General features: G+C 55.3%; 17 protein-coding genes and 1 tRNA gene. 10 read left to right on the forward strand and 8 right to left on the reverse strand.

The window, feature by feature from the left end:
* Window positions 1-40: 40 nt before the first annotated feature.
* Window positions 41-1,024: a BBP7 family outer membrane beta-barrel protein gene (locus FF011L_RS19095; RefSeq protein ID WP_218932738.1), complete on the reverse strand. Its 984-nt coding sequence runs from the start codon at window positions 1,022-1,024 to the stop codon at window positions 41-43.
* Window positions 1,025-1,596: 572 nt separating this feature from the next.
* Between FF011L_RS19095 and FF011L_RS19100 the strand changes: the two genes are divergently transcribed.
* The 3 genes from FF011L_RS19100 to cmk are packed head-to-tail and all read left to right on the forward strand — an operon-like array spanning window position 1,597 to window position 5,835.
* Complete coding sequence (locus tag FF011L_RS19100; RefSeq protein WP_145353353.1) at window positions 1,597-2,802, forward strand: DUF58 domain-containing protein; 1,206 nt, start codon at window positions 1,597-1,599, stop codon at window positions 2,800-2,802.
* Window positions 2,789-5,194 carry a transglutaminase TgpA family protein gene (locus FF011L_RS19105; protein ID WP_145353355.1) on the forward strand — a complete coding sequence of 802 codons (2,406 nt, stop codon included), beginning with the start codon at window positions 2,789-2,791 and terminating at the stop codon, window positions 5,192-5,194. The genes FF011L_RS19100 and FF011L_RS19105 overlap by 14 nt, the downstream gene beginning before the upstream one ends.
* Window positions 5,191-5,835, forward strand: coding sequence for a (d)CMP kinase (gene cmk, locus FF011L_RS19110; protein WP_145353357.1), 645 nt, complete (start codon window positions 5,191-5,193; stop codon window positions 5,833-5,835). The genes FF011L_RS19105 and cmk overlap by 4 nt, the downstream gene beginning before the upstream one ends.
* On the opposite strand, the gene FF011L_RS19115 is transcribed toward cmk, so the two are convergent.
* A complete protein-coding gene (locus tag FF011L_RS19115) occupies window positions 5,832-6,374 on the reverse strand; it encodes a PSP1 C-terminal domain-containing protein (protein WP_218932739.1) in 543 nt (180 codons plus the stop codon). The two genes, cmk and FF011L_RS19115, sit on opposite strands and share 4 nt — an antisense overlap.
* Window positions 6,375-6,604: 230 nt before the next feature.
* Here FF011L_RS19115 and FF011L_RS19120 point away from each other — a divergent pair, with 230 nt between their 5' ends.
* Complete coding sequence (locus FF011L_RS19120) at window positions 6,605-7,117, forward strand: hypothetical protein (protein ID WP_145353361.1); 513 nt, start codon at window positions 6,605-6,607, stop codon at window positions 7,115-7,117.
* 191 nt (window positions 7,118-7,308) lie between these two features.
* Window positions 7,309-7,521, forward strand: coding sequence for a hypothetical protein (locus FF011L_RS19125; protein ID WP_145353363.1), 213 nt, complete (start codon window positions 7,309-7,311; stop codon window positions 7,519-7,521).
* Between the two features lie 32 nt (window positions 7,522-7,553).
* On the opposite strand, the gene FF011L_RS19130 is transcribed toward FF011L_RS19125, so the two are convergent.
* The 3 genes from FF011L_RS19130 to FF011L_RS19140 form a co-directional block, all read right to left on the reverse strand.
* A complete protein-coding gene (locus tag FF011L_RS19130; RefSeq protein WP_218932740.1) occupies window positions 7,554-8,588 on the reverse strand; it encodes a lipid-binding SYLF domain-containing protein in 1,035 nt (344 codons plus the stop codon).
* A 165-nt stretch (window positions 8,589-8,753) separates the two neighbouring features.
* Window positions 8,754-9,920: a non-hydrolyzing UDP-N-acetylglucosamine 2-epimerase gene (wecB, locus tag FF011L_RS19135; protein ID WP_145353365.1), complete on the reverse strand. Its 1,167-nt coding sequence runs from the start codon at window positions 9,918-9,920 to the stop codon at window positions 8,754-8,756.
* A gap of 579 nt (window positions 9,921-10,499) precedes the next feature.
* A complete protein-coding gene (locus FF011L_RS19140; protein WP_246109514.1) occupies window positions 10,500-11,393 on the reverse strand; it encodes a DUF58 domain-containing protein in 894 nt (297 codons plus the stop codon).
* Window positions 11,394-11,558: 165 nt separating this feature from the next.
* Between FF011L_RS19140 and FF011L_RS19145 the strand changes: the two genes are divergently transcribed.
* From FF011L_RS19145 to purL, 3 genes are all read left to right on the forward strand, one after another.
* Window positions 11,559-12,254 carry a lysophospholipid acyltransferase family protein gene (locus tag FF011L_RS19145; protein ID WP_246109515.1) on the forward strand — a complete coding sequence of 232 codons (696 nt, stop codon included), beginning with the start codon at window positions 11,559-11,561 and terminating at the stop codon, window positions 12,252-12,254.
* Window positions 12,255-12,449: 195 nt separating this feature from the next.
* Window positions 12,450-13,334 carry a prephenate dehydrogenase gene (locus tag FF011L_RS19150; RefSeq protein ID WP_145353369.1) on the forward strand — a complete coding sequence of 295 codons (885 nt, stop codon included), beginning with the start codon at window positions 12,450-12,452 and terminating at the stop codon, window positions 13,332-13,334.
* A gap of 8 nt (window positions 13,335-13,342) precedes the next feature.
* Window positions 13,343-16,285, forward strand: a complete 2,943-nt coding sequence (gene purL / locus FF011L_RS19155) for a phosphoribosylformylglycinamidine synthase subunit PurL (protein WP_145353371.1) — start codon at window positions 13,343-13,345, stop codon at window positions 16,283-16,285.
* A 664-nt stretch (window positions 16,286-16,949) separates the two neighbouring features.
* Here purL and FF011L_RS19160 read toward each other — a convergent pair.
* Both FF011L_RS19160 and FF011L_RS19165 read right to left on the reverse strand, forming a co-directional pair.
* Window positions 16,950-17,036 (reverse strand) — tRNA-Ser (locus FF011L_RS19160).
* A 174-nt stretch (window positions 17,037-17,210) separates the two neighbouring features.
* Window positions 17,211-17,918: a hypothetical protein gene (locus FF011L_RS19165; RefSeq protein WP_145353373.1), complete on the reverse strand. Its 708-nt coding sequence runs from the start codon at window positions 17,916-17,918 to the stop codon at window positions 17,211-17,213.
* Between the two features lie 298 nt (window positions 17,919-18,216).
* Between FF011L_RS19165 and mutS the strand changes: the two genes are divergently transcribed.
* Complete coding sequence (mutS, locus tag FF011L_RS19175) at window positions 18,217-20,868, forward strand: DNA mismatch repair protein MutS (RefSeq protein WP_246109516.1); 2,652 nt, start codon at window positions 18,217-18,219, stop codon at window positions 20,866-20,868.
* A 537-nt stretch (window positions 20,869-21,405) separates the two neighbouring features.
* Here mutS and FF011L_RS19180 read toward each other — a convergent pair.
* On the reverse strand, window positions 21,406-22,005 hold the full coding sequence (locus FF011L_RS19180; protein WP_145353375.1) for an RNA polymerase sigma factor: 600 nt from the start codon (window positions 22,003-22,005) through the stop codon (window positions 21,406-21,408).
* A gap of 317 nt (window positions 22,006-22,322) precedes the next feature.
* Between FF011L_RS19180 and FF011L_RS19185 the strand changes: the two genes are divergently transcribed.
* Window positions 22,323-26,288, forward strand: coding sequence for a serine/threonine-protein kinase (locus FF011L_RS19185; RefSeq protein ID WP_145353377.1), 3,966 nt, complete (start codon window positions 22,323-22,325; stop codon window positions 26,286-26,288).
* The last annotated feature ends 35 nt before the right edge of the window (window positions 26,289-26,323 follow it).

The raw sequence follows: 26,323 nt of genomic DNA on the forward strand, positions 1-26,323 counted from the left end.
TGGCGATTCAAAGCTGGATTTTCGACCGTAAGACTGTGGTCTAGCGATTCAGGGTTACGCCGAAGGTATAGCCTGCAACGAACAGAGCTTGATCATTCGCATCAGCAATCCGGCCTCTCCATACCCCTTGAGCGAGATCCATGATCTGCAGGCCGCCGCGGAGACTGAAGTCCCGAGACAGGTTGTAGGAAAGTTCAGCACGCAGGTCGAATCCGAACACAAACTCATCGGCTCGTGCCACGACTCGTGAAGTCTCTCGCTGCTCATACCGGATCGTTTCTCCGTCGATTTCCGCATCGGCGTAAACCGTCGTGTCGATCGTCGTCACATCTTGATTGGCCTGGAAGTTCTGCATACCAAAGACTCGCAGGTCGGTGCTCAGCATGAAGCGGTTGTAATACTTGAAGTATCGGAAACCGATCTGCCCACCGTACATTCGATTCTCTGCGGTCGAAGTGTCGGCGATGAACGATTCTGTCGGATCGTCCGTCGGCGAAATAATGATCGGATAGTTGATCGAATCGGTCGATCGATACTCCGAGCGAAAGTACTGGTCTTTCAGGCTTACGTAGCGAAAACCGATCATTGGTTCCAGGATACCGCCATAGTGATAAGGCTCCATCCGAAAGGTCTTATTGAGTTCAAAGTTCCGCATTTCCATAATATTCAGGCTTTCACCTGGGAAATAGATACGCTCGGAGTACCCGGGGGTATTCCGGTCAGCGAACGGAACCATGTAGCCTCGCGAGTTGAGGTACTCAGGTTCGCCATCGGGCAGGTCTTCTGCACTCAGTCGATTGATTCGTTCTGTCGGAGTGACATTGTACGAGTTAGGACCGTCAAGATAGCTGTAAGTCGCTAACCAACCATGGTCCTTCTCGTTCATGAATCCGACGTCGTAGCGATTTCCCCAACCGTCATCAAGACGTGTGTAGGAAGTGCTATCTTCCGGGCGAGTCACGTACAGGTTCATGCGATCAATCGCACCGAACCAGCCGGTTGCCGCTCGTTTGTTAGGTCGCATGTCCGCGAGATCTTGATCATAGACCGGTTCGAACCACCGAAAATCGGGCTCGAATGCCATAGGGTCTACGAACGGTACATGCTCTCCATGCTGGGCTGATGCATTATGCATTCCGCATGTGATGGCAAAAATGGCCAAAAGGCCCAGCGTCAGCTTCCGTACCGACATGACTATATTCCACCGTTGTGCGTTCGAATTCCAGCGGGATCGCCCCCCGCTATGGTACCCCCTAGCCGCGGTAAATCCGGGCGTTGAGGTCTGTCTGTGCGGATAGTATCGGTCAGATCGATCGGAACAATTCAGCTTGTTTTGCTATTCCTGCCTGCAAAATCGGTAAATCTTCTCCGACTGGCGGAACCGGAGGTCGATTCCCAAAGACTTTCCTTGTGCCACGACACGGCAATCACCTTATAAAACGCTAGGTTTCAGGACGGTATCCCCTCAGATGTTATCGCCTCAGGTCAGATCGGGTACGATACAAATCTCAAGTTCCTCGCTGTAAGAAAGTTTCTCCTGCTGCCAGTAAAGCGAGTCCGACAATCGCCAATTCACCCTCCATTCAGTCTCGAACGGTGATTACCAACCGAATTAGTCGACTTGGCGTACACATCTGTTTCATCGCCTTGTTTGCGGTTCTGGGCGGATCCTTGCGTGGTTTCAACCTGCTGTTGATTGTGGCAGGGCTACTGTTTGGAACCCTGATCATTCAGTGGCGTTTAGCACGCCGCATCGGTGAGAAACTAACCGTGCGGCAACGGAGCCTTCCCGATGTGTTTGCCGACGAGCCATTCACGGTCCGCTACTCATTGAAGAACGAAAGCCGCTGGCTGCCTGCTTGGCTGATCGAATTAATCGTTCCAATCACGCCTGCTTCCAAGACGTCCACAACCCCCGTCCTGAAAGGACGCTGCGGCGTCGGGTTGCTCTCAGCCCAGGCAAGTCAGGAACCGCACTTCCATTGTGTCATCCATCGCCGCGGTCGCTATCACCTCGGCCCCGCCTCGGCAGTCACACGGTTCCCATTCGGATTCACGACATCGACAACAACCGACCCTCAAACGACGCAAGAAATCTACGTCTACCCTCGGCAACTTGCCCTGCGTCCGCGATGGGATGAACTGTTGGCGGCTCAGAATCGCGGGCTAAAAACCACCAGCAACCGCGCGGGGATGAACGAAGGGAATTTTTACGGTTTGCGGGGCTGGCAACATGGGGACAGTCGACGTTGGATCCATTGGCGAACCACAGCGCGTCTCGATACGCTGGCCGTCCGCCAGTTCGAACAACAGCGCCGCCATGAATACTGCCTAATCCTCGATACCAGCGTTGATCCGGACGCAGACGATTCCGAAAAGACTCAAACAGAGAAATTCGAGCACACGCTCAGTCTTACGTCGACTCTCTTGCTTCGGCTGACGCAGCTTCCATCCAACCGGGTCAGTTTGATCATCGCGGGAGCCACTGTCGAATCCCTGCAGGTTACCAATGCACGCTTAGCGATCCAGCAAGCGATGCGGCGGTTAGCGGAAAGCCAACCTCTCCGCAAGAAAGCCGATACAACCGCAGCCAATCTGTTCCCGGCAATCCTCGCGGGGATGGAACTATCGGGCAAGAACACTCCCTCACTGGTTATCAGCTCGCGTCCCAAAGACCCACAGCGATTAGTCCCTCAAGAAGGAACCGGGTGGCATGGAGCTCAGGACATTTCCTGGCTACAAGCCGATGGTCCCCTTGCATCCCTCTTAATTGCGGAAGAGAAAACCGATGCATCGACTTGAAATGCTGCTAAAAATTCACTTCGCATTGCTTGCCCTCCTGGGCGGCCTTGTCTTAGGGCTGAATGAACAGAGCGGGGGCTTGCCGGCCGTCGCAGTCATTTCGGCATTGGGAGGTTTCGTCCTTGTTGACTGGTTAAAACTGTTCGCACTTCCGCCATTCATTGGATACATCGCGATGGGGGGGATCGCGATCTATTGCATCGGCAGCTTTATCCCCTTGTCCCCAACAAGCAATCGCCAGCTCCTGGCCGTTGCCGAGCTGCTGGTTTTGGTACAAGCGGTTTTGTTGGTGCAGGCTAAATCACGGCGGACCTTCGAACAGATCGGCATCTTTTGTCTTTTGGAAATTGTCGTTGCCGCGGTTTTCAACGACGCGTTGACGTTTGCGATTCTATTGGTCCCGATCGCAATTCTGGGGATGAGTGCCGCGGTCCTCCTTCAGGCCTATAGCTTGGCATCGCCGCAAGACACCCCGTTCCTTGGGACTTCCCTAGTGCTAGGAAAGAAAAACAAGCAGGCAGCGGACTGGGGCTCCTGCCATTCGCCAAGCAGTATCCGAAACTGGGCACGTACCGGCGTACGGATGCCGCGGCCGATAATTGCAACGTTAGGTCCTGCGATTTCCATTATTGGGCTGGTCTTTTTCTATACGATTCCGAGGACAACCGAAAACGAGGGAATGGCGCTGGGAAGCACCCCACAGGTTGGTTTTAGCGATTCCGTTTCGCTTGAGCAGGTTGGACAGCTTCAGACGAACAGGTCGATCGTGATGCGTGTCGGCCTGACCAATGCGGAGGACGGCCAGCCCTACCACCTTCTCGGCCCGCTGTACCTGCGAGGGCGGATCGTCAACATGTACGATTTCGGAGGGCGAAGTGGTCGCTGGACTTCAAGCCCCGTCCCCCTTTTACTTGCCAATCGTCGATTGCCACGAGAGTATTGGCCGAACCGCCGGACCGACGATCTGTTTTTTGATCGCGTTAACGTTCAAATCCACCAACAGCCCCAAAGCACTTCGGCAGCCTTTTCAATCCCGCCGTATTACGCCATCGATTCAGCAAAACAGGTCCGCCACACCGTTGGCCGCTGGTTGCTTGATCGTGCAAACTTTGAACTCGAATCCTCTCGCAGCCGAATCACCTACCGGTTCGGCACCCATGCTTATCGCAAAGGGCAAAGCTCGCGAATCCTGCGAGCCTATGCTCCTGGCGAAGAGGAGACGATCGTGAAACGCCCCAAGTTCCAGCGTGAACAGTGGCTACTTCGTACCGACCTTCAGATCGACCCTAATCGCGTCCCCTCAGTCGTCCAAGCAGCGGACGACCATGTCGCGACGCTCCCGGAAAGCAAAAGAAATCCGTTTGATATTGCCACCTCGTTGTCGAACTATATTTCCCATGGCGCGGGTTTGCGGTACACCCTTGACCTGACGATGCCGCATGACCAGCAAGTCGATCCAATCGAAGAGTTTTTTGTTCGCAACAAGGCAGGGCACTGCCAGTACTTTGCTTCGACACTGGCTTTGATGTTACGCCATCAAGGAATCCCATCGCGGTTGGTCATCGGATACAAGACCAACGAATTTAATCCGTACGCCAGTCATTACGTTGTGCGTCAGTCGCATGCACATGTCTGGGTAGAAGCCTTGATTGATGACAGCGATATCCCGGAAACAGAACTGACGTTTGGACAACCAGCTTCGGGGCCCGCCTGGATTCGGCTGGACCCCACGCCTGGCAACGAGATGACTCCGCAGGGCCGTCTGACTCACGCAGCCAACTTTTTCAGTGGCGTCTATGAAAACTGGATCATGGACATGGATGGAAACCGCCAGAAAGAACTTGGGCTAGGTGATGGAGGCGAAGAGGAATCGAACCCGATGATGTTGACCTTCCGGGGAATCATCTTTCGCATCCAACGCTTCGCGAGCGGCAACCTTCACGGCGGCGCATTGGCGGCGGGCAAGTGGTTTTCGATCCCAGCGGCCATTGGCGGGATCGCGATCACCATCGGATTATTGCTGATAATTCGTCTGCGATTTCCAAGCTGGTTCCACTGGCGACGGCGAAGCCTATCCAAGGCAAACGAAACCGCCCGAGCACAGCTTCCCTTTTACGCAGAAACCGTTCAGCAATTGGCTCGACTAGGCCTGCAACGCGAGGGGACGATGACGCCTCAGGAATTGGTCCGGCGAACCGATCAGCAAATCGATAGGGAGAAAGAGAACCTGCTACCACCTTTGCAATTCCTAACAGACCTTTACTATGCTATCCGGTTTGGGAAGCAAAATCCTAGCGCAGCCCAATCCGATACCGTTCGTGATTCATTACAACAGATCGAACGTTCCATCGACAATCTAACCAATCAATCGAATTCGGATCTTCAGTCTTGATAGTCACCATCGATGGGCCAGCGGGAGCTGGAAAAAGCAGCATTGCTCGGGAAGTGGCCCGCACTCTGCAGTTCGCATTCCTGGATACGGGGGCCATGTATCGCTGCGTGACCTATGCCGCACTGCAAGCGGAAATTTCGTTTACCAACCAACACGAACTGCTTGCCGTTGCTCAAGAATGCCAGATCGATTTCCAAAACGATCAAATTATCCTAAATGAGGTCCCGGTCGACGATCGGATCCGCACCCCTGAAGTCACTCGTCATATTCGATACGCTGCAGACCATCCCGAAATCCGTGCTTTTCTGAATGGCCAACAACGCCGGATCGCAGCGAACCAAGACATCGTTACCGAAGGGCGAGACCAAGGAACCGAGGTTTTCCCTCATGCTGAGTGCAAGGTATTCCTAACAGCTTCGCCAGAAGAACGCGCGAAACGACGCTGGCAGCAACTACAAACGGCCGGTGGATCGACCACCGTCGAAGAAATTCTCGCCGCTCAGAACCAGCGTGACCTGGAAGACGAAACACGCAAAGTCGGTCGCTTGCGTCCAGCCGATGACGCGACCATTTTGAATACCGATGGATTGTCACCCACCGAGGTGCTTGAGCGAATCCTACAAATCGTCGCCGCTTGCTAAGATTGGCACGCGGTTGCCGCCACGCATACCGCACAGCCGCCACTGCACCCCGATCCCTCTTTGGATCCACAACCGGGGCCGCAGCCCTCCGCCAATAATTTTGCGAAGTGTTTGCTGTGCACCTTTTTCTCATACTCCGAAGTCAGGCGATCTGAAAGTTCCTGAACGGTGTCGTCGATTGGTCCCAAGAAAAAGAAGATCAGCGTTTTGCCATCGAACAGGGGATCGACTTCCAGCAAAGTGGTTTCTGTATTCGATTCGGCCAACAGTTGTTGACATCGGACCACAGCGCGAATTCGATATTTTTCCAGTCGGTCGATCAACAATTCGTCTTCGGGGGTCGTCCGCCGAACCACGGTTCCTTCCGGTTCGTCTGCAACGGACACCGTGGTCGTCACCTCTCCGATTTCCAAACCTCGAGGCGTTCGGCAAACAACGCGTTGCCCCCGCCGCGGCTCAAAATCGGCTACCGAACGACAGCGGAAAAGAGTCCCGAACGATCCAAATCGGACCAAGACATGAGGTGCAGGCTGATTCAAAATCGCGTTAATCCGTGTGAGTCAAGCGAGCCGTGCAGTTGAAATCGACCAATCGCAGCGGCAACAATCGGCATGCTCAGCATAATCGGTCACGGAGGGACTGGCGACCACTTGCGATTTCACGATTCGCTTGCCTCCCGACTGCTAAACTGTCGAATCTAAACCGACGTACAACGTTCCGTCCTGTCGAATCAAAGACTTGCTCTAAATTTTACCCAACCGAAATTCTGGTGAATGCAACGGACCCTAAAAATCCATTTGCCGAACCGTTGGTATCAGAACCTGCGGGCACGCCCGGCAGTCACCACCCCCGGCCGATGCGTCCCATCCGCTTGGAACGGGCTCGGCAAGCGATCCAGTGCCCACTGACAATCCTGTTTCTCAGCTATCTCAGCTGGTTGCTGTTGCTCGGTTTCATTTTCGCGGTGACCCTATTTGAATCTTTCACAGGCGAATCGAGCAGTCGGATCGGTCAATGGACCGCTCAGATCGTCGCCTGGACGGACGGTCTCTCCCCCTACAACTACCTTTTGGCGGCGTTCAGCGGGCTCCTTGCCGCGGCAGGGCTGTTCGGAATCGCCAACGGAATGCGACAACAAAACCTACAGATAACGCGTTGGGCAGCCCACCTCAGCTACCTACCGATCCTTGGGCCTTGGCTAGGCCTTCAAGGGTGGTGCGGAATATGGTTGCTCCTACGGCTTCGCCGACATGCGATCCGCCGCAGCTTTGATTCCGGCTGACCGGCGGCAACCTGCCGTCCCTTCACTTATTCACTATTCACAGGACCGTTTGCAGCGAGAGGATTCGATTGGTTTGCAACAAAAGCGGAGCAGCGCTCCATGTTTGTTGCAACAAACGGCGCGCCCTGCGTCCCCGCGATCGATCACGTTTCTGCAAAGCATTCAGATCACCGTAAAGGACTACAAGTTCGATGAGCAGTCCCCGAAAAACCAAACCGTGCGACGCGATCATTGTGCCGCATACCGCACCATCCGGTCCCTTGTTGTTGCCTCGCAAGAACCAGGAAGATTTCATTCGCCAGTTCAACCGGACGTACGCATCGATCGGGATGCGGGCCGAAGAAATACCGACGACGGAAACAAACACCGGTCCCGAGCAAATTTTACGGATCCGAGCGGCTTAGCGCCGCGAGAAAAATCTGACAACGCCAGCCTGCTAACTCGCCGGTGGCGGAGGCAGATTCAGCGTCGAAGCCTCGGAGGTGAGGGCAAGTTGGTACTGCTTTAACAAGCTGAATACCGACTGAAAAGCAGGCTGAGAGGCCAAAGCCTTATAGCGAGGATCGGCTGCGACGGTTTGGAATCGCAAAACCGTTGCCTGTAGTTCCTCGGGCTTCGGATGGCTTGTTCCAACAAACAGGCTAGGGGGCAAAGCCAAAAAGGATCGCCACTGTGGATCTAGCAACGCGTCTAACTGGGCTGCCAACGGTTCCAGCTGATTCCGCAGAACGTCCGTTTCTTGAGCGCCCATCCGTTGGGCGAGGGCCCCTGGTTCCCCAATCGGTGCGGCACCTCCCGCTGGAATCCCTGCCAAGGTAGCGATCGCGTAGGTTAACTGCTGAGCCGATTCGGGAACCACGACAGGCAGGCCTGGTCCCGGCGAGCGGTAGTAATCACCGGTTGCCAATGAATCGACGCGGACCACCGACCCGTCAATGGAAACGCCAGCGAACAGACCACGGCTGCGGGAATACGAATAGATCTCCGCTTTCAGTTGGCCGTCGGTCGCGACCCCTCCCTGCAATCCAACCGGTCCGGCGGCTGCGGAAGCGTCCGCCCCCAGCGTCAATTTCCCGGTCAGAATATTTTGGACGCTTCGTTCGGTTTTAAAAACCAGCACGATGTCGGACGACTGAAGGCCCGCTTGCCAGCCAATGTTTCCCCCGGTCAGAGTGATAAAGACCGGAGCATGCCATGCCCCGCCATTTTCGCGAACGAACAACACCCCTCGTCCGAACCTTGCTCCGACAATGAAACCTCCTTTGATCACGTTGGGAATGATCGCGACACCGTAAGCGTCGTGCAACATTGACTGAGGAATCTTGCTCAGCGGCCCCTTCATCGCTTCATTCAAGACCACCGCGGAAGCTTGAATGGTCTCCTCCTGAAGCTGCTGAGCCCGGGCGTGGCTGGGGAAACCAAGCGACACAATCAATAATCCGCACGAAATCCATAAAATCTGACGATGCATCGCTCTAAACTCCATTTCCAAGAAATACCTGACTAAACATGACGCGAAGCCCCTCTCGTCATCGTTTAAAACGTCAACGAATAGGCGATCGATGCAGTTTAGTGGCTTCGGGCAATCTACAGAAGAGAGATTACCTATTACGAGCCGCGACGTCGAAACGGTTGATTATCTCGCCGTGGGCTGGATCGCTTCCAGCATCCAATCGGCGATCCGTCCAGCCGCCTGACCGTCGCCGTAGGGACTTGAGAGGGAAGGGGCCCGAGTTCCGGACCGCTGCGATCCGGCATCCGCAGAATCCGTCTGCTGCAACCAATGGGTGACTCTGGCGACAATCCGTTCACGGTCGGTTCCCACCAATTCCGCCAATCCCGCTTCGACAGCTTCGGGACGTTCCGTTTTTTCACGCGTTACCAGCACCGGTTTGCCCAGCGACGGAGCTTCTTCTTGGACGCCACCGGAATCGGTCAAAATGACCTGACTGCGGTCCATCAGCCATACAAATCCCGGATAATCTGCAGGTGGCACCAAGTGCATGTTGGGCAAATGTCCCAATCGCTGATGGACAGGCCCTTTGACCTGTGGATTTAGATGCACAGGGTAAACGAATGCCGTTTCAGGAAACGCAACAGCCAAATCCGCAAGGGCGAGACACATGTTCTCCAGCCCGGAACCAAAATTTTCGCGACGATGCCCGGTGATCAAAACCATCGATCCTTCCGCCGCAAACGGATAGAGACTCGTCCACTGATTGGTCGCCGCACGCTCTCGCTCTGCGGTCCACAACAGGGCATCGATCACGGTATTCCCGGTCACCCGAATATTCGGTTCGGGGACTCCCTCACGGCGGAGTGCGTCGGCGGCCCCGACGGTCGGAGCACAATGCAGGTTGGCGACAATACCCGCGACACGGCGATTAAATTCTTCGGGCCAGGGAGCCATTAGATCCCCGGTCCGCAGCCCTGCCTCCAAGTGCACGATCGGCAAGCGATGGTAAAACGCAACGATCGCGGAGGACATCACCGTCGCGGTATCGCCCTGAACCACTAAACAATCAGGACGATGCTCCAAAATCGTTTTGTCGATCGCCAGCAGGCAATCGGCAGTCAAACCGGTTAGCGTTTGCCCCGGCCGCATCAAATCCAAATCAATGTCAGGAGTGATTTGGAAATAGCCCAACACCTGGGCGAGCATTTCACGGTGCTGACCGGTACTGCAAATCAGCGGGGCAAATTCGGAAGGACGATCCAGGCATTCTCGAATAAGAGGCGCCATTTTGATCGCCTCAGGACGCGTCCCCAACACGATCAAAGGACGTAGCGGCGAAGAAGTCATGATCAGGGGATCGCAGAAAGAGTCACGCAGTCATCCCCAGCACGAATCCGAGGAGGTTCACTTCGAGACTAACTGGACGCAGCGTCCATACAACTCTGAGTCAGCAAACCGCAGGGTTGGCAAGAAGGGGATCTATCGCACCCCGCACAACCGTCAGAACCCGCCACCCCAGAGGGCAAGCCCCCCCCAACACGCCGCGGAACTGGCGGTCAAGTGTCGCCTTTCGCTCGGAACGTGAAATCAATTGGTGACGGTTTCCGAGTGGGAACCACCGTCTCTGGCGACGGTAGCTACGGCAGTCACGTAGCCACGCTCGCCAGAGCGTGGACAGACCGGCAATGCATCAAAAATACCCAACCCGCTGCGTAAGCGAGGGATCGAGAACCTGGTCTGGAATCCCTCGCTTACGCAGCGGGTTGGGATTTCGACAGCCTACGGGGCCGGTGAGTCGGCCTGATGAAATGCTGGACAGACGCAGTGCGAACGGCTTCGGAGATCGTCAATAAGTCACCTATAAATTTCACGTCCCGAGCGAAAGGCGACAATCACCAACGCGGCGGGCTAGGATTTACAAAGGCCCTAAAACCTTGCTTGACGACTGATCAGATATTCGGTGAGTGCCGTATCGAACGGCATGCTGGTGTCCATCGGAACGTAGTCAATCCTTAGATTTCCACAACGCTCGCGATACTCTTGCTGAAAATCGGCGAGGTTTTGTAGGTAGTCCGCTCGGAAACCACTCGCATCGACGGTCAGTGTTTCGCCGGTCTCGGGATCTTCGAACTCAACCGGGCCATCGTACGGAAAATGGACTTCGGCTTCATCCAGAACGTGAAACAGAATGACATCGTGACCGGAATGCCGCAGCCTTGCCAGAGCAGCAAAAACCGGCTCGGGGTCTCCCAGCAGATCGCTGAACAGCATGACCAGGCCTTTTTGCCGAAGCATCGCGGCAACCTGATTCAAGCAGGCGGGCAGATTGGTTTTGCCAGCCGGTTCCAGATTGGTCAGATGAGCCAACATGTCGGCCAGATGTCCGCGGCGGCTGCGTGCGGGCAAACTGGCTTGCACTTTTTCACCAAAGGTGATCAAGCCGACCGGGTCCTGCTGCATCTGCATCAGATAGCAGAGCGAAGCGGCCAGACAGATACTGTATTCAAACTTTGTCATTTGCTGGCGATGCGTGAACCCCATCGACTGGCTTAGGTCCATCACCAGATACCCGGTCAGATTCGTTTCCGCCTCAAACCGTTTGATGTAGTATTTGTCGGTTTTCGCATAGACCAGCCAGTCAATCGTTTTGGGATCGTCCCCTCGGCTGTAGCGTCGATGCTCGCTGAACTGGACCGAAAAACCATGATAGGGGCTTGAGTGCAGGCCCTGCAAAAAACCTCGAACGACGGTACGAGCCCGCAGATCCAAACGCTTGATTTGGTTGATGGCATCCGGGGATAGCGGGCTGGGAGCGGCCACGACAGAGGACTCCATTAAATAACGCGAACGGAAACGACGAGTAACAACAATAAAGGCGACAAAACAGGCTGACGAGTCAAAAACGCCTTTACGGCAACAAAACGAATTGCGTAAAAGCAACGTCCATCGATCAAAACACTACTTAACAGGAACGTTGCCGGTAGGATGAGAACGTTTGTTGCATGGCTGATTGCGTTCACCGTATGGGGAATTCGCTATACGTGTCGCGTGAAAGTATATAACGAGTCACGGCCTGAATTGCAGGCCGGGGCAACACGATATGTCTACGCAGTCCTTCACGCCCACCAGTTTGCCGCCCTGATGGTCGCCGACAAGGGTCTGGGGGCCATGGTATCGCGTTCGGCCGACGGCGAAATGATTGTCCCCACGCTAAAGGTGTGTGGCTGCATCCCGGTTCGAGGCTCAAGTGGCCAGGGGACGGCCAACCGCGGCGGGCGAAATGCTCTGCAAAACCTAGTGCAACATGTGATCCAGGGGCGAACCGCTTGCCTAACGGTCGATGGCCCACGTGGGCCTCGAGGCCGAGTCCATAAAGGGATCGCCGAATTGGCACGGAAATCGGACGCGGTGGTTCTAGCCACCACAATCATCCCCCGCCGCCGCTGGAAAATCGTCAAAGCGTGGGACCGCCTGCAGATTCCCAAACCATTCACTACGCTGGAATTGCACTTTTCCGCCCCCATCCGCCATCGCGAGAATGAATCTCTTGAGGCCTTCCGGCGGCGAATTCAACGTGCGATTTGGGACTTAGAACAAACCACCGACCCTGACGAAGCCGAATACAGCGAACCAAGACTGCCTGAAGACGCCATCGGTTCGGCGACTCAAAGAGCCGCCTAATTCTTAGCGGAACCGCGTAAGTGGCCCGGCAAACGCTTGCCGAACCGCTTACCGTGGGGCCTCTTCTCAAAAATCGGCAGCGGACTACCCCGGGCCAGTCTGCCCGTTTCGGCTTCCACTTTTGCTAGTGGGCTTCCGCCCAAACGATTTGCAGCCCAAAATATTCAGGCACATTCCGCTGATTCTTTGGCTGCCATGTCCTGTTCAACATCGCCCTTATTTCCTCCACGCAATATCGCCATTGTCGGTGTCGGGTTGCTTGGTGGTTCCCTCGGGATGGCGATTCGACGGCAATGGCCTGATGCGGTGGTAACGGGCGTCTCCAGATCCGAAAAAAACCAGCGAATTTCCGTTGAATCAGGGTGTGTCACCCGCTCCGTCGCCGATCCATTGGCTGCGGCCGCCGATGCCGATCTTGTGATCATTTGCACACCCGTCGGCACCGTCGCTCCGTTGGCGATTGAAATCGCGAAAACGGCCGGGCCTGGCGTCACCATCACCGATGTTGGTAGCACGAAAGCTCAAATCGTGCAGGATGTTGAACAAGACCAGACAGCTGCCGGTCGATTCGTGGGATCGCATCCGATCGCTGGCGGAGAGAAATCGGGCCCAGAACACTCCCGCAGCGACCTCTTTAACAACAAGACGGTCATCGTCACTCCGACAGAAAATTCGGATCCAGCAAGGCTTCAATTGATCGGGCAGTTCTGGCAGGCGGTCGGAGCCAAGGTGGTTTCCATGTCACCAGCCCTTCACGACCAAAGGTTGGCGGGCATCAGCCACGCCACCCATTTCACTGCCTGTGCGGTCGCTTCGATTCTGCAACAGGAAGAAATCCTACTCGCTGGCAGCGGCTGGCGAGATACGACTCGCGTCGCTTCGGGCGACCCTCAAATGTGGTCCGATATCGCGTTTCAAAACGCAGGCCCCATCGCCGAGAAACTACGAGCCATCGCGGCTCAGATTACCGAATACGCACAGACCATTGAAAATCGCGATCAGACGCAACTTCGCCAACTATTGAACGAAGCCAAGCAACTTCGCGACTCCTATTCCCATCGCCAAACTCCAACGACATAGACAACGCCATGCCCCTCTGGCAAATCGACATCTATCCAGCTGAACAAGAAATCGACCGTGAAGGTCAACGCATCAGCGAAGAGATCCACGAACTTGGACTGGCCGATGATGTGTCTGTCACCTTTGCCCGAGGCTACCTAGTCCAAGGAGACTTTAACCTTGCCGCGGCACAAACGCTGGCCCAAACCCTACTGGCCGATCCGATTGCCGAAACCACCGTCGTGGCGTTGGCCGGACAGGATGCGTTGAACGAGCCTCCCGGGGATGACGCAACCTTGGTCTATGTGCTTCCCAAACCGGGCGTGATGGACCCGGTTGCGATGAGCACCCAAGCGGCGGCGTTGGATGCAGGCCTAGCGGTCGATGGAGTTCGCACCTTGCGAAAATACTGGCTACCCGAAATGCCAGCCGATCAACTGCGAGCGATCTGCCGTCGCGCCCTTTCGAACGATTCGGTCGAACAGGTGATTGTCGGTCCGCTTGAAATGGACCAACTGGATGTCGGTTCGAATTACAGTTTCGAAAACATCATCGTACCGATCCGTGACCTGGATGACGCAGGCCTGGAAGAGCTTTCGCGAAGCGGACAGCTTTATCTGACCTTGGTCGAAATGCAAACGATCGCTGCACACTTCCGCGACCAAGGACGCGACCCGACCGACATCGAACTGGAATCGGTTGCCCAGACCTGGTCCGAACACTGCAGCCACAAAACACTCGCCGGCCGTATCGCCTATCGCGGCCCCGGCGCCGACGGGACCCCCGAAGCCGATTCCCGGCAGTATGACAACATGCTGAAGGAAACGATCTTCGCGGCGACCCAGCAGATCCGCAAAAACTTGGGCGACAAAGATTGGTGCGTTAGTGTCTTTAAGGACAACGCCGGAATCGTCACGTTTGACGATGAATACCACGCTTGCTTCAAGGTCGAAACCCATAACCACCCCTCCGCTCTGGAACCTTACGGTGGTGCCAACACCGGGATCGGCGGAGTCATTCGCGACCCGCTGGGAACGGGAATGGGAGCCAAACCGGTATGCAATACCGACATCTTCTGTTTCGCACCGCCCGATACCGATCCACAATCCCTTCCCCCAGGCGTGCTGCATCCCCGTCGAGTCATGAAAGGGGTCGTTTCGGGAGTCCGCGATTACGGCAACCGAATGGGAATCCCCACGGTCAACGGCGCGATCTATTTCGATCCCCGCTACCTCGGCAACCCGCTGGTCTACTGCGGGAATGCTGGAATCATTCCGGTCGGAATGGAAGACAAAGAAGTCAAAGCGGACGACTACATCGTTGCCCTCGGCGGACGGACCGGTCGCGATGGAATTCACGGCGCAACGTTCTCATCCGCTGAACTGACCAGCGAATCCGAATCGCTTTCCGGCGGTTCGGTGCAAATCGGCAACGCGATCACGGAGAAAATGGTCGCCGACGTTTTGCTACAAGCACGTGACCTCGGGCTCTACAGCGCTGTCACCGACTGCGGGGCAGGGGGATTCTCCAGCGCTGTCGGCGAAATGGGCGAAGAACTGGGTGCCGAAGTCTGGCTGGACAAAGCACCACTGAAATACGATGGGCTCAGCTACACCGAAATCTGGATCAGCGAAGCTCAAGAGCGAATGGTCCTGTCGGTCCCTGCCGAGAACTGGGACCGCCTGAAAGAACTGGCCGATAGCGAAGGCGTCGAAGCGACGATTATCGGTAAGTTTGTCCCAACCGGTCGATTGCACCTGATGTACAAAGACCAAACAGTTGGCGACGTATCGATGGAATTTCTGCATGAAGGCCGACCGCCGATCATTCGCGACGCCGTCTATCATCCCGCTCCAGAAACCGAATTGGCGGTCACCTCTAGCGACGCTGCAGCCAATCAAACGGTCCTGGAAAAAATCCTTGGATCGTTGAACGTTGCCAGTAAACATTGGGTGATTCGTCAGTACGATCACGAAGTCCAAGGCGGAAGCGCGATCAAGCCATTGGTTGGTCCACAATGCGACGGGCCCGGCGACGCTGCCGTCGTACGGCCTCGAGTCGAAAGCCGCCGCGGGCTGGTCCTATCCTGTGGCATGAATCCATACTTCGGCGATTTCGACACCTACCACATGGCCACTTCGGCAATCGACGAAGCCATGCGAAACGCCGTTGCCGTCGGAGCCGACCCAAGCCACTTGGCGATTCTGGATAACTTCTGCTGGGGTTACACCGACCGCCCAGAAACCCTCGGATCTTTGGTCCGAGCTGCGATCGCTTGCCAGGACATGGCGTTGGCGATGGGCACTCCGTTTATCAGCGGCAAAGACAGCCTGAACAACGAATTTAGTTACCAGGATGAAGCGGGCGAAAAGCAGACGATTGCGATCCCACCCAGCCTGTTAATCAGTGCGATGGGGCAAGTCGATGACGTCCGCAAATGCGTCACGATGGACCTAAAATCGACTGGCAATGCGATCTACCTGATCGGGGAAACCCACAATGAACTGGGTGGATCCCATTATTCGCTGGTCACCAACCAGAGTGGTGGGCACGTCCCGCAAGTCGATTTCGAAATGGCCTTCAAGACTTTTGCGACCGTACATGCCGCGATCCAAGCCGGAGCCATCCGGTCTTGCCATGACTTAAGCGAAGGAGGCCTCGCCGCCGCCGCCGCCGAAATGGCATTCGCAGGCGGACTGGGGATGGAGATCGACATCACGTCGGTCGCCGCAAACCTACCTTCGCCGGCTCACGCATTGTTCAGCGAATCGAACACCCGGTTCTTGATGGAAGTCAAAGCCGACCAGAAGCAGGCGTTCGCAGCCATGTTCGAAAAAGCAGGCGTCCCCTGCCGCGAGCTAGGAACGGTCACCGAAAACGAGACCCTAAGCGTGACTGCGGCAGGCGAGAACGTTTTGAATGCCAAAACGCAATCCTTAAAAGCGATCTGGCAGAAACCACTCGACCTGTAACAAGCGTCCACAGCCCATCGGGCAAAAGATTCACCGCGTCCGCGGATGCGGTGAATCTTTTAGTGTCGCCTTTCGCGCGGGATGTAGCAGAGATAACCTGGCTCCCCTCGCCCTCAAAACAAGCTCGTTTGAATCGGGTTTAAAACGCGATCATCGGTTCGTCATCTGGTCCAATCGACTGCAATTCAAGAGCTTGTTTTTGGGGAGAGGGGAGCCAGACTTTCTTCTAGTAGCATTATGGGAGCGTTACTTTCGCGGGGGACGTGCGATAAATAAGTTGACGGTTTGACAGCAGCTGGCACCTGCCCAGACATCCGAGCGACACGTCCCCTTGTCGGTTTACCCGACAGGAACGCAAGATTTGAAATTAGTGGTGGTTGCCCCCGCGTTTTTCGCATCCAGTTCGGATTGCCGCTGAAAGCGGCAATCCGAACTGGATGCGTTTTCCTGGAGCCAAGCAGACTAATTTCAAATCTTGGCTTCATGCCAGGCAAGCTGGCATGGGGCCTTTTCTCCCTGCCACACTCACTGCTTATTTATCGCACGTCCTCCGAGCCGCAAGCGGTCGCCCTCCCCGCGCTTTCGGTTCGGAGAACCGAGCGACATTGAGACGAAGACGTACGGGATCGGTCTGGGGCTCAGAGATCCCCGCACTAAAAAGAAGCGGATGGGGTGGGATTCGAACCCACGGTAGAGTCACCCCTACGCCAGTTTTCAAGACTGGTGCCTTCGACCACTCGGCCACCCATCCGGTCACGTTTTTTCATATTCAGCAAGAGCTGAAACCATGGCGCCGCGGCTGCGGATACCCTTTTTCATACCCTCCACTGTCGATCTGATATGACGTGAATTGGAGGGCTCAGTCTAAGCGAAACCCTATCGACCGAAAAGTCCCTTACACGTCAGCCACTCTGGCGGTTGAAAACTAGGCGACTTGGCGGGCCTGCACCACCACCGGCAGTCCGTGGTCCTGGCCTAAATCTTCAGCCAATCGATCGAGACACCGCTGACTCTTGCCCCAATCAAACATCTGCCCGGGGATATTGGTGGCCGTTTCGACCACCGTTCCGGCTCCCTCACGCCGCAGCACAATCCGAATTTCTCCCTTCATTGCGCAAACGGAAGAGGGAAGGTCGGCGATGATTGTGCCCCCTTCAGACTGCTGCAGGACCTTCTGAAATGTTTGCCCATGCATCGCTAATGAGCAGAGGGCTCGAGCCATCACACGGCCGATGGGCGTTTTCAAACGCAGATTCTGTGATTTGCCTGTTTTGACGCCAAGCGAAGCATAGAAAGGCTGAACGAATCCGGCCAAACTCTCCATCGGGATCGGCGACCCGACCAATTTATCGCAAACGCCAAGGAACGCTTCCGCAGAGAACCCCATCGGAGCCGAGGCAGCATGCCGTGCAATTGTCGCCCGAACGGCAGGAACCGCTAAAATTCTTTCGTACTCACACGAATTTTCCCAATCACCGTCGGCCGGTGGCTCGGCCTTTTGCCGTTGATCGACCACCACCGACAAATGTTCGGCCGCACCGTCGCTCTGGTTCGATTCCGCGACGTACAACGGACTTCCACATTGAAAGCAAAACTTGCCATCGGCTCGCACGCCGCATTCTGAACAGTACATCCGTAGGTCTCCAATGATTAGGTCCCACCCCAAAGCCAGCCTCTCTTAGCGGCACGGCGCGATCCGTCCGGCCACACTCCACGCACCTCCCGCCGCTCCGCTAGTACTTTTCTCTCTCAAACGCCCTCTCAAACGTCCGGCTCCACCACTTGCCTTCATTTATCGGCCAATCGGGGGATGGCAAACCAGGCAAAATTTCCGGTTTGAACCAACCTTAAGCTAGCTCAACGCCTTCGTTTTCACCTTCTTGTAGGCTCAGGACTGGCCTCCCTCATTCTGCTTCGATAGCATTAGCAACATGACGACTCCAATGATGCGGCAGTACCACGAGGCGAAAGAGGCATGCGGCGACGCACTGCTGCTATTTCGCATGGGCGACTTCTACGAACTGTTTCACGAGGACGCCCAGCGGGCGGGTCGGATTCTTGGTTTAAACGTAACCAGTCGCGATAAAGACAGCGATAATCCGACCGCGATGGCAGGTTTTCCCCACCATCAGCTGGACTCCTATCTGCGGAAACTGATCACCGCTGGCTACCGGGCTGCCGTCTGCGAACAGATGGAAGACCCCAAACAAGCCAAGGGACTGGTCCGCCGCGAAATCACGCGGATCGTCTCCGCCGGCACGCTGACCGATGACGAACTGCTCGATCCTCGTGAAGCCAACTATTTGGCCTGCGTCTTTTCCATGTCGCCGGGAAAAGGAAAGCCTGATGCGGACGCTCCGGTCGGAATCGCCTGGGCGGAGTTATCCAGTGGCCGTTTCGAAGCCGGCGTGTTTCCGCTCTACCGCGTCGAAGACGAACTGGAACGTATCGGTCCGGCGGAAGTCCTTTACCGCGAGGACGATCCACGGATTAGTCCCGACACCACCGCACCCTGGTTAGCGACAATGCGTCCGGCTTGGACTTTTGCCGCAGACAGCAGTGTCGAATCGCTCTGCCGCCTATTGAATGTCCACAACCTTGAAGGGTTCGGTTTTCAGTTGGACGGGAATGGCAAAGGAGAAGACCTGCCGGCGATCCGAGCCGCCGGGGCGGTGATGACCTATCTGGAAGAAACCCAGCCAGGCGGACTGGACCATTTCGATTCATTGATCGCCCATCGTCGCACAACCGTCGTCCAGATCGATGCCTCCACACGTCGCTCGCTGGAACTGACGCGGACGCTACGAACCTCCTCGCGTGAAGGCTCCCTGCTGGACGTCGTCGACCAAACGCAAACCTCAATGGGAGCTCGGCTGCTGTCGGACTGGCTGTCGGCTCCGCTAGTCGAAGAAGCCGCCATCCTCCAGCGACACGATGGCGTCGAAGAACTGGTCAAGCAGACAAAGTTGCGTGAAGAGATTCGTGCGACGTTAAAAAACACTTTTGACCTCAGCCGACTACTGGGACGGATCGCGAACGCTCGCACCGGGCCCCGCGACCTGCAACAGGTCGCCCGCACCCTTGCCAGTTTACCGGCTCTAAAAGCCAAACTGAGCGGTCGCAAGTCGACTCTGCTGCAGCACATCGAAACCGAATTGCATCTCTGCCCCGAACTGCGAACCCGCTTGGAAGCCGCCCTCGCCGACGAGTGCCCGATATCGGCCGCCGATGGCAATTTCATTCGTGCCGGGTTTGATTCCGAACTCGATTCGCTACGGATCCTCGCCAAAGGGGGCAAAGAATGGATCGCCAACTACCAGGCGACCCAAATGGAAGAAACGGGAATCCCGAATTTGAAAGTCGGCTTCAACCGCGTCTTTGGTTATTACCTAGAAGTGAGCGCCGCCCACCAAGCGAAGGTGCCCGATCATTTCATCCGGAAGCAAACGCTAAAAAATGCCGAGCGTTACATCACTCCGGAACTGAAAGAGTACGAAGAAAAAGTACTCGCCGCCGACGAAAACGCCCAGCAACGCGAACAGGCCCTCTTCCAACAACTGCGCACTCAAACGCACGATGCCCTCAGACAACTGCAACAGGTCGCCGGTGCGTTGGCTCACCTGGATGTCGTGGCGGCGTTGGCCGAATTAGCCACCAGCCGAAACTGGATCCGCCCCACGATAACGCAGGATTCAGTCCTGGACATCGTCGAAGGAAGGCACCCGGTCCTGGACATCACGCTCCCACAAGGAGAATTTGTCCCCAACGATTGCATCACGTCGCCAGAACACGGAATGGTCCTGCTGATTACCGGCCCTAACATGGCGGGGAAGAGCACCTACATTCGGCAGATTGCCTTGCTGACATTGCTTGCTCAGGCGGGCTCCTTTGTCCCAGCAGCAAGAGCAACAATCGGGCTGACGGACCGAATCTTCGCACGTGTAGGAGCGAGCGATGAACTGAGTCGCGGGCAAAGTACGTTCATGGTCGAGATGGTCGAAACCGCCCGGATCCTCAACACCGCCACGTCACGCAGTTTGGTGATCCTGGATGAAATCGGCAGAGGCACCAGCACCTATGACGGACTTTCCTTGGCTTGGGCAATCACCGAATACCTGCACGAGCAGATTGGTGCCAGGACTCTGTTTGCCACGCACTATCACGAACTAACCGAACTAGCCGACAGCCTGCCACGAGTCGCCAACTACAACGTGGCGGTCCGCGAGTGGGACGATCAAGTCGTTTTCCTCCACCGGATTATCGCCGGGGGAGCCGACAAAAGTTACGGCATCCACGTCGCACGATTAGCCGGTGTTCCCGCTGCAGTGAACGAGCGAGCCAAAGACATCTTGGCGCAGCTAGAGGACAACGACCGCGATCAATTTGACCGCCCCGCGATCGCACCACGAGACGAAACCAAGACAGATTCACCGTTGCAGTTAACGTTATTCGGGATCGCGGATCATCCATTGCTAGATGACCTAAGGAAATTAAACGTCGACGAACTAACGCCGATGCAAGCCCTAACTTTCCTCAAAGCGGCGCAAGAGAAACTGTCCGACACAAGCAATTTCGTTAAGTAGCAGTGCAAGGATCTCCAAAAGAGAGACTATCCAAAGCGGCAACAGGCAAAGCGTTCTCTCAGACAGATTCTATCGCCCAGGGGGCTGTGATTGTCGCCTTTCGCTCGGGACGACAAGTAACGAAAACCTGGCTCCCCTCGCCCTCAAAACAAGCTCCCTAAATACAGTTTTGACATTGGATCAACGGTTCGTCAGCTGGTCCAATCAGCTGGAATTCAAGGGCTTGTTTTGGGGGAGAGGGGCTGGGGGAGAGGGGGCCGACAGCGGCAGGGCAAGGAGTGACGTAAACGCTTAAAACACGAGACGTTAACCGGGCGTTCGCGGCAAAATCGCCTCGCGAAAACTCCCCCTCACCCCCAGCCCCTCTCCCCCAAGCAAGCTCCGCAAAACCAAACAAAAAGGCAGTGATAAGACAATGAGTGATCCAAGGTTTCTTCCGCAACAACGGGCTTGCTTAGGGGAGAGGGGAGCAATATTTTCGTCAGTTTTAAATTCATATCCCGAGCGAAAAGGCGACACTCATTGCCTCAACCGGTCTTAAGAATCGCCCAACTCTTCAATTTCTCCTAGAACTTCTCGCAGCCTTCTTGCGACGCGACTTTTGGCTTTTCTTACCGCAGCTGACTGCATCCCTAGTTCGAGTGCTGCGTCCGTTGCCGATTGGCCGCCGACGGTCGTTAGCCAAAAGGCTTGCCAGGAACGCTGCGAAAATTCGCTTTGCACAAGTGCTGCCGCTCGCTGCACGACTCCTTTCCATTCCGAATCGGTCGGAGCTGCGATTGTGGAAGAATGGTCAGACGTCGCTTCCAATCGATCTCGCATGGCCGACCCACCAACCGCCGAGAGAACCTCCGTTCGTCGCCGTTGGTAGTCGGCGATCCGAAACTGAGCAATCCGGCAAAGCCATCCGCGAAAGGTATCGTCAGAATTTCGGTACTGAAATTTCGGCAGGGATTGATTGACCGAAAGAAAAGTCTCCTGCATGACATCTGCGGCCGCTTCGTGTCCTAGACCGCTACGCCGACTGAGCGAATAGACCAGCGGGCCAAACAAATCGACCAACCGGTTCCAGCTGATTTCATCGCGGCATCTCAAACCGCGAAGCAATGAGGGAGGCGTTGCACTTTCACGATTCATTCGGACCACCAACGCGGAAGAGACAATGGGCTAAAGGCAGTGTAACACTCACACGATCCATCTGTCCAAAAAACAAATCATCGACATCTTCCCCGACAGGGCAAACGGACACGCCCCCCAACGGCCAACCAACACAACGGCAGATAGGCTCACCGCCGCAAAATCATTCCACCTGTTTTCCATGCGACACCGCGTAAGCCAACCGGACTTCTCACAGCTCGCACGGCGGGGGCAATTTACTGTCACACTCTCACGATAGAATAGATACCAGAGGAAAGTCTTGCCTTTCCTTGCTTTTCGCCGTCGGGACCAGACTCATGATCTCTACTCAATGTCCTCCACCGGAACGCCTCCAGGCCTACAACGCTGGCAAACTAACCGAGCCAGAAATGCTCGATATCGACTCCGATCTAAAAACATGCTCGGACTGCGTTCAGCAGTTGGATGGCGTTGAAATGGAAGATTCCATCCTGACTTGGCTTAGCGTTGACGAAAGTCCTGATGACCATGCTCCGGAACCCGAATACCAAGAAGCTGCTGCGGCGATTAAACGGCAGTTATGTGGAAAATCCGCGGAACTCCCGTTGAACGGCTTGGTCGGTCCATACACATTGCTGGAACCGATTGGACAGGGTGGGATGGGCCAGGTCTTTCGTGCGTTGCATCGGCGTTTGAATAAGACCGTCGCCATCAAACTCTTACCGCATCAGCAACGCGTTGACTCGTTGGCAGTCGCCCGCTTTGAGCGGGAAGTCCAGGCGGTCGGCGCATTAGCACATCCGGCCATCGTTCAAGCGACCGACGCAGGCGAAATCGAGGGAGTCCCATTCTTGGTGATGGAACATATCGATGGGTTGGACCTGAGTGCTGTACTGCGCATCAGTGGCCCACTTCCCGTTGCCGAATCCTGTGAGGTGGTACGTCAAGCGGCTGAAGCAATCGCGTTCGCCCATGCGCATCACATCATCCACCGCGATATCAAACCGTCGAACCTGATGCTTGATTCGAAAGGGAACGTCAAAGTACTGGACCTCGGTCTAGCCAGAATGTCACACTCCTTTCTGAACACCAGTTTGACTGGAACGGGACAACTGCTAGGGACGTTGGACTACATGTCGCCCGAACAAGCCCATGAGGGCAAAGCCGACGAGCGGAGCGATGTCTACGCGTTGGGCGCGACGCTTTTTAAGCTGCTGACGGGATCTCCAGTCGGCGACATTCCGGGGGAACCATCTTCCGCCCTTCGCCGACTTCAGCGGCGCAGTCAGGATGAGGGGATTCCTTTCCTCGCCTTTGACATCCCCGCCGACTTATTACCAATCCTGCAGGCTTTGCTTTCGCCCGCTCCCGAACAACGAACCGCATCGGCCACCGAAACGGCCAGTTTGCTAAAACCGTTTACGGACGGTGCCAACCTATCCGATTGGCTTTCAGAAACACGTCAGTTTGCCCAGTCCCAACAACAAAGACTGCAGGAATCCCCAACGTTAGCTGGCCAGGGCTCCGCGACCACACACCCTACGGCGTCACCGCATTCCGCCCCGACAGGGGCTTTAAAGTGCCATAAAAAACGTAAAAGAAACCGGTGGTTACTGCTTGGGGGTGGACTTGGGTTTGCAAGTTGGCTGGGATTGTTGACCGTAGTCATCCTGCAAACGCAGCAGGGACAGATCATTGTCGAATCAGATATCCCGGGTGTTGAAATTCGTATTCTTCACGATCAAAAACCGGTTCGCGAATTAACCGTCCAAACCGAAGCCGAATCGATACGCTTGTTCGCGGATCAATACGAAATCAGCCTCCCTGCGGACGCCAACAAGCTTCAAATAAGCCCTCAAGAGATCCAACTGCGTCGCGGCGAAACGGTTGTCGTGCGAGTCACGCAACGTTCCGTAAAAACACGACCTTCTGAAACACCGAATTTAGGCGGCGCCCCTTCGACGCGCGGCAGGGTTGCGACGACCATTCCTCCGCTCACATCTGCATCGACGGCAGAAGCCAACAAATGGGAACCACTCTTTCAAGGGAAAGCACTAAGCGAATGGTTAAGGTTAGTCCGCTACGAACAGGAGCCAAAACTACTTGCAGAGGCTTTCGAGAAAGCGATCCCAAATCTCTTGCGTGCTGAAACACAAACGCTGATTGATGCAGCCGTCTTCGACCGTCTCTGCCATACCGACTTGGCCGACACCCGTTTTCTAAAATTGACGGACTTCGATAAGAAACGACGTGAATTAGCCTATTTCCATGGACGCCCAAACTTGCTGAACGAGCACGCGGATTTGCTCAGCAAGGAACTTCAGTCCGGCACTCCCAAGCGGCAAGAAGCTGCCCTGATCATCATCGCCAATCTCTTAGACTTGCATACGATGGCGAAATGGGATGCCAGCCTGCTAAAACAAATCGAACCCCTAGCACAAAACGAGTTGCCTGCGATCGCTTATGCAGCCAGTCAAATCTTGTTGGTTAAGTGGGACGACGACGACCCTCGGGCCCTTGAACTTGCCGAAAAACTGCTCGCCGATGATTCGCTACCAAATGCATTTTTAGGGGCAAAGCATCTGGTTGAAACCGACCAGAAGACTGTCGCTTTAGAGAAGATGATGCAAATCATGTCGACGTCGCAGGACCAGACTATCGCGAACCAGACGGTCGATTGGTTTTGCGCGGCTCCGCTTTCGGCCCCCGAGACCACACTTGCAGTCGAAACGGTCCTGATCCTTCAAAAGCACCCTCACCTTGAGGCCTGGAACGACCGAGCCGACAGGCTCCTCAGGCATGTCGCCACCAAGGGTACCGCAAGCGAAGCGACGGTCAAATATTTACAGACCGTTCTTAGACAACGTTATGACTACGCTTACAAGTTTGAAACGGAACGGGCACAGCGGAGACGCACGAACATGAGGATGGATGTGGGCATGGGCATGGGGATGGATATGGGCATGGGCATGGGCATGGCCGGTGGAATGGAAATGGGAGGGGAAATGGATATGGGAATGGGAGCAGAGTATCAGGGGCATCAATCACCGGGGGCACCACGTGTCGTCATCGACACATTATTTGAATTGACGGGTAATATCGATACGTGGGACGAACCGATCGATAGTTGGAACAGCTTCGAAGAAATCACCATCTTTTTAGAAACTTCGCCATCCACGCAAGCTGCTTCACAATCTCCTCACCAAGGAAAACAAACTCCTTCGCGGGACATGGCTCTCATCCATCGTTTTGCAAGAACCTACTTCCCACGCACCCTCCTTCCACGGTTGATCGACCAAGCCAGCCGTGCTTTTGATCATTCCACTGAAGAGAAAGAGATTCAGCCACTCCAGTTCCTGAAGAGTTCACTGGTCCGCACCCGTCGAGAACTTCAATCTAAAAATCAATTAGATGTAATGAGACAAGAAGGAAGCGGAATGGACGGGATGATGGGAATGGACATGGGGATGGAAGGAGGCATGGGTGCAATAGAAGGTGAAATGGGAATGGGAGGGGAAATGCAATCGGCAGAGCCAATTCCAGCGAAACAGATTTATGCATATCCTTTCTTCGAAACTTCGCCGCTCTATAGCCGAATCGCTTTCCAGCAATACATCCGTGCTGCTGAAATTTCGAATGTCGAACGCCTCGCACGACTCCGGCACTGGGAACAGACATTCACGCTCACAAACCCAGTCCCCATTGCATCGCGGATCGGACTGCAAGCAAGCGATGTTGCCGACACAGTCAAACAATTTGAAGGATCGGAGGATTCTTTCGACAGGCAAGTGACTTACCGAGTCGCCTCTGCGTTGGTCAACGAAAAGATGGCACTGTCTCTAATCGACGCACTCGAGAAAAATGGAACGATCTCTTTTCTTGACGAGAAGCTATTTTTGGCCGATGCAACCACAGCGATGTTACTGCGTCTGAACGCAGACGCGTCCCCAAACTCAACGACGGCGTGGACCGATCCAATCGCGTCAACATTGGAATCGTTGACTAGCACACTGCTTGCTCAAAAAGAAAGCCTTCCTCGGCTGTTTGCCGGCATGGTGGTTCAAGAGACTCATCACATTCTTTCGGAAGCGGAATATTCTCGTCTCCTTGAAACCCCAATTTCGGACACCGACCACGAAGAACTTGCTCAAGTGCTTCCCCCGAGGGAAGTTTCAACCGTTGTGACCTCCTTAGCACGATACAGTCGCAAAATGCTAAGAGAAGTCTCACCCGACCAAGGCAGAGCCGCTTTCCAACGCTGGAATTCCGAACCGCCTAAACCGAAATATTTATATCGGTGGTAGGCGAACCGGGTGTCTTAAGCCAAGACGACATCGGC

It is taken from the genome of Roseimaritima multifibrata (assembly GCF_007741495.1).
In the GTDB taxonomy this organism is placed as follows: Bacteria; Planctomycetota; Planctomycetia; order Pirellulales; family Pirellulaceae; genus Roseimaritima; species Roseimaritima multifibrata.

Excerpts from the sequence above, each read along its gene's own strand:
- FF011L_RS19095 (WP_218932738.1), bottom strand. The coding sequence starts at position 1,024 with ATGCGACCTAACAAACGAGCGGCAACCGGCTGGTTCGGTGCGATTGAT.
- FF011L_RS19105 (WP_145353355.1), top strand. The coding sequence starts at position 2,789 with ATGCATCGACTTGAAATGCTGCTAAAAATTCACTTCGCATTGCTTGCC.
- FF011L_RS19125 (WP_145353363.1), top strand. The coding sequence starts at position 7,309 with ATGAGCAGTCCCCGAAAAACCAAACCGTGCGACGCGATCATTGTGCCG.
- FF011L_RS19130 (WP_218932740.1), bottom strand. The coding sequence starts at position 8,588 with ATGCATCGTCAGATTTTATGGATTTCGTGCGGATTATTGATTGTGTCG.
- wecB (WP_145353365.1), bottom strand. The coding sequence starts at position 9,920 with ATGACTTCTTCGCCGCTACGTCCTTTGATCGTGTTGGGGACGCGTCCT.
- FF011L_RS19145 (WP_246109515.1), top strand. The coding sequence starts at position 11,559 with ATGAGAACGTTTGTTGCATGGCTGATTGCGTTCACCGTATGGGGAATT.
- FF011L_RS19150 (WP_145353369.1), top strand. The coding sequence starts at position 12,450 with ATGTCCTGTTCAACATCGCCCTTATTTCCTCCACGCAATATCGCCATT.
- purL (WP_145353371.1), top strand. The coding sequence starts at position 13,343 with ATGCCCCTCTGGCAAATCGACATCTATCCAGCTGAACAAGAAATCGAC.
- FF011L_RS19165 (WP_145353373.1), bottom strand. The coding sequence starts at position 17,918 with ATGTACTGTTCAGAATGCGGCGTGCGAGCCGATGGCAAGTTTTGCTTT.
- mutS (WP_246109516.1), top strand. The coding sequence starts at position 18,217 with ATGACGACTCCAATGATGCGGCAGTACCACGAGGCGAAAGAGGCATGC.
- FF011L_RS19180 (WP_145353375.1), bottom strand. The coding sequence starts at position 22,005 with ATGAATCGTGAAAGTGCAACGCCTCCCTCATTGCTTCGCGGTTTGAGA.
- FF011L_RS19185 (WP_145353377.1), top strand. The coding sequence starts at position 22,323 with ATGATCTCTACTCAATGTCCTCCACCGGAACGCCTCCAGGCCTACAAC.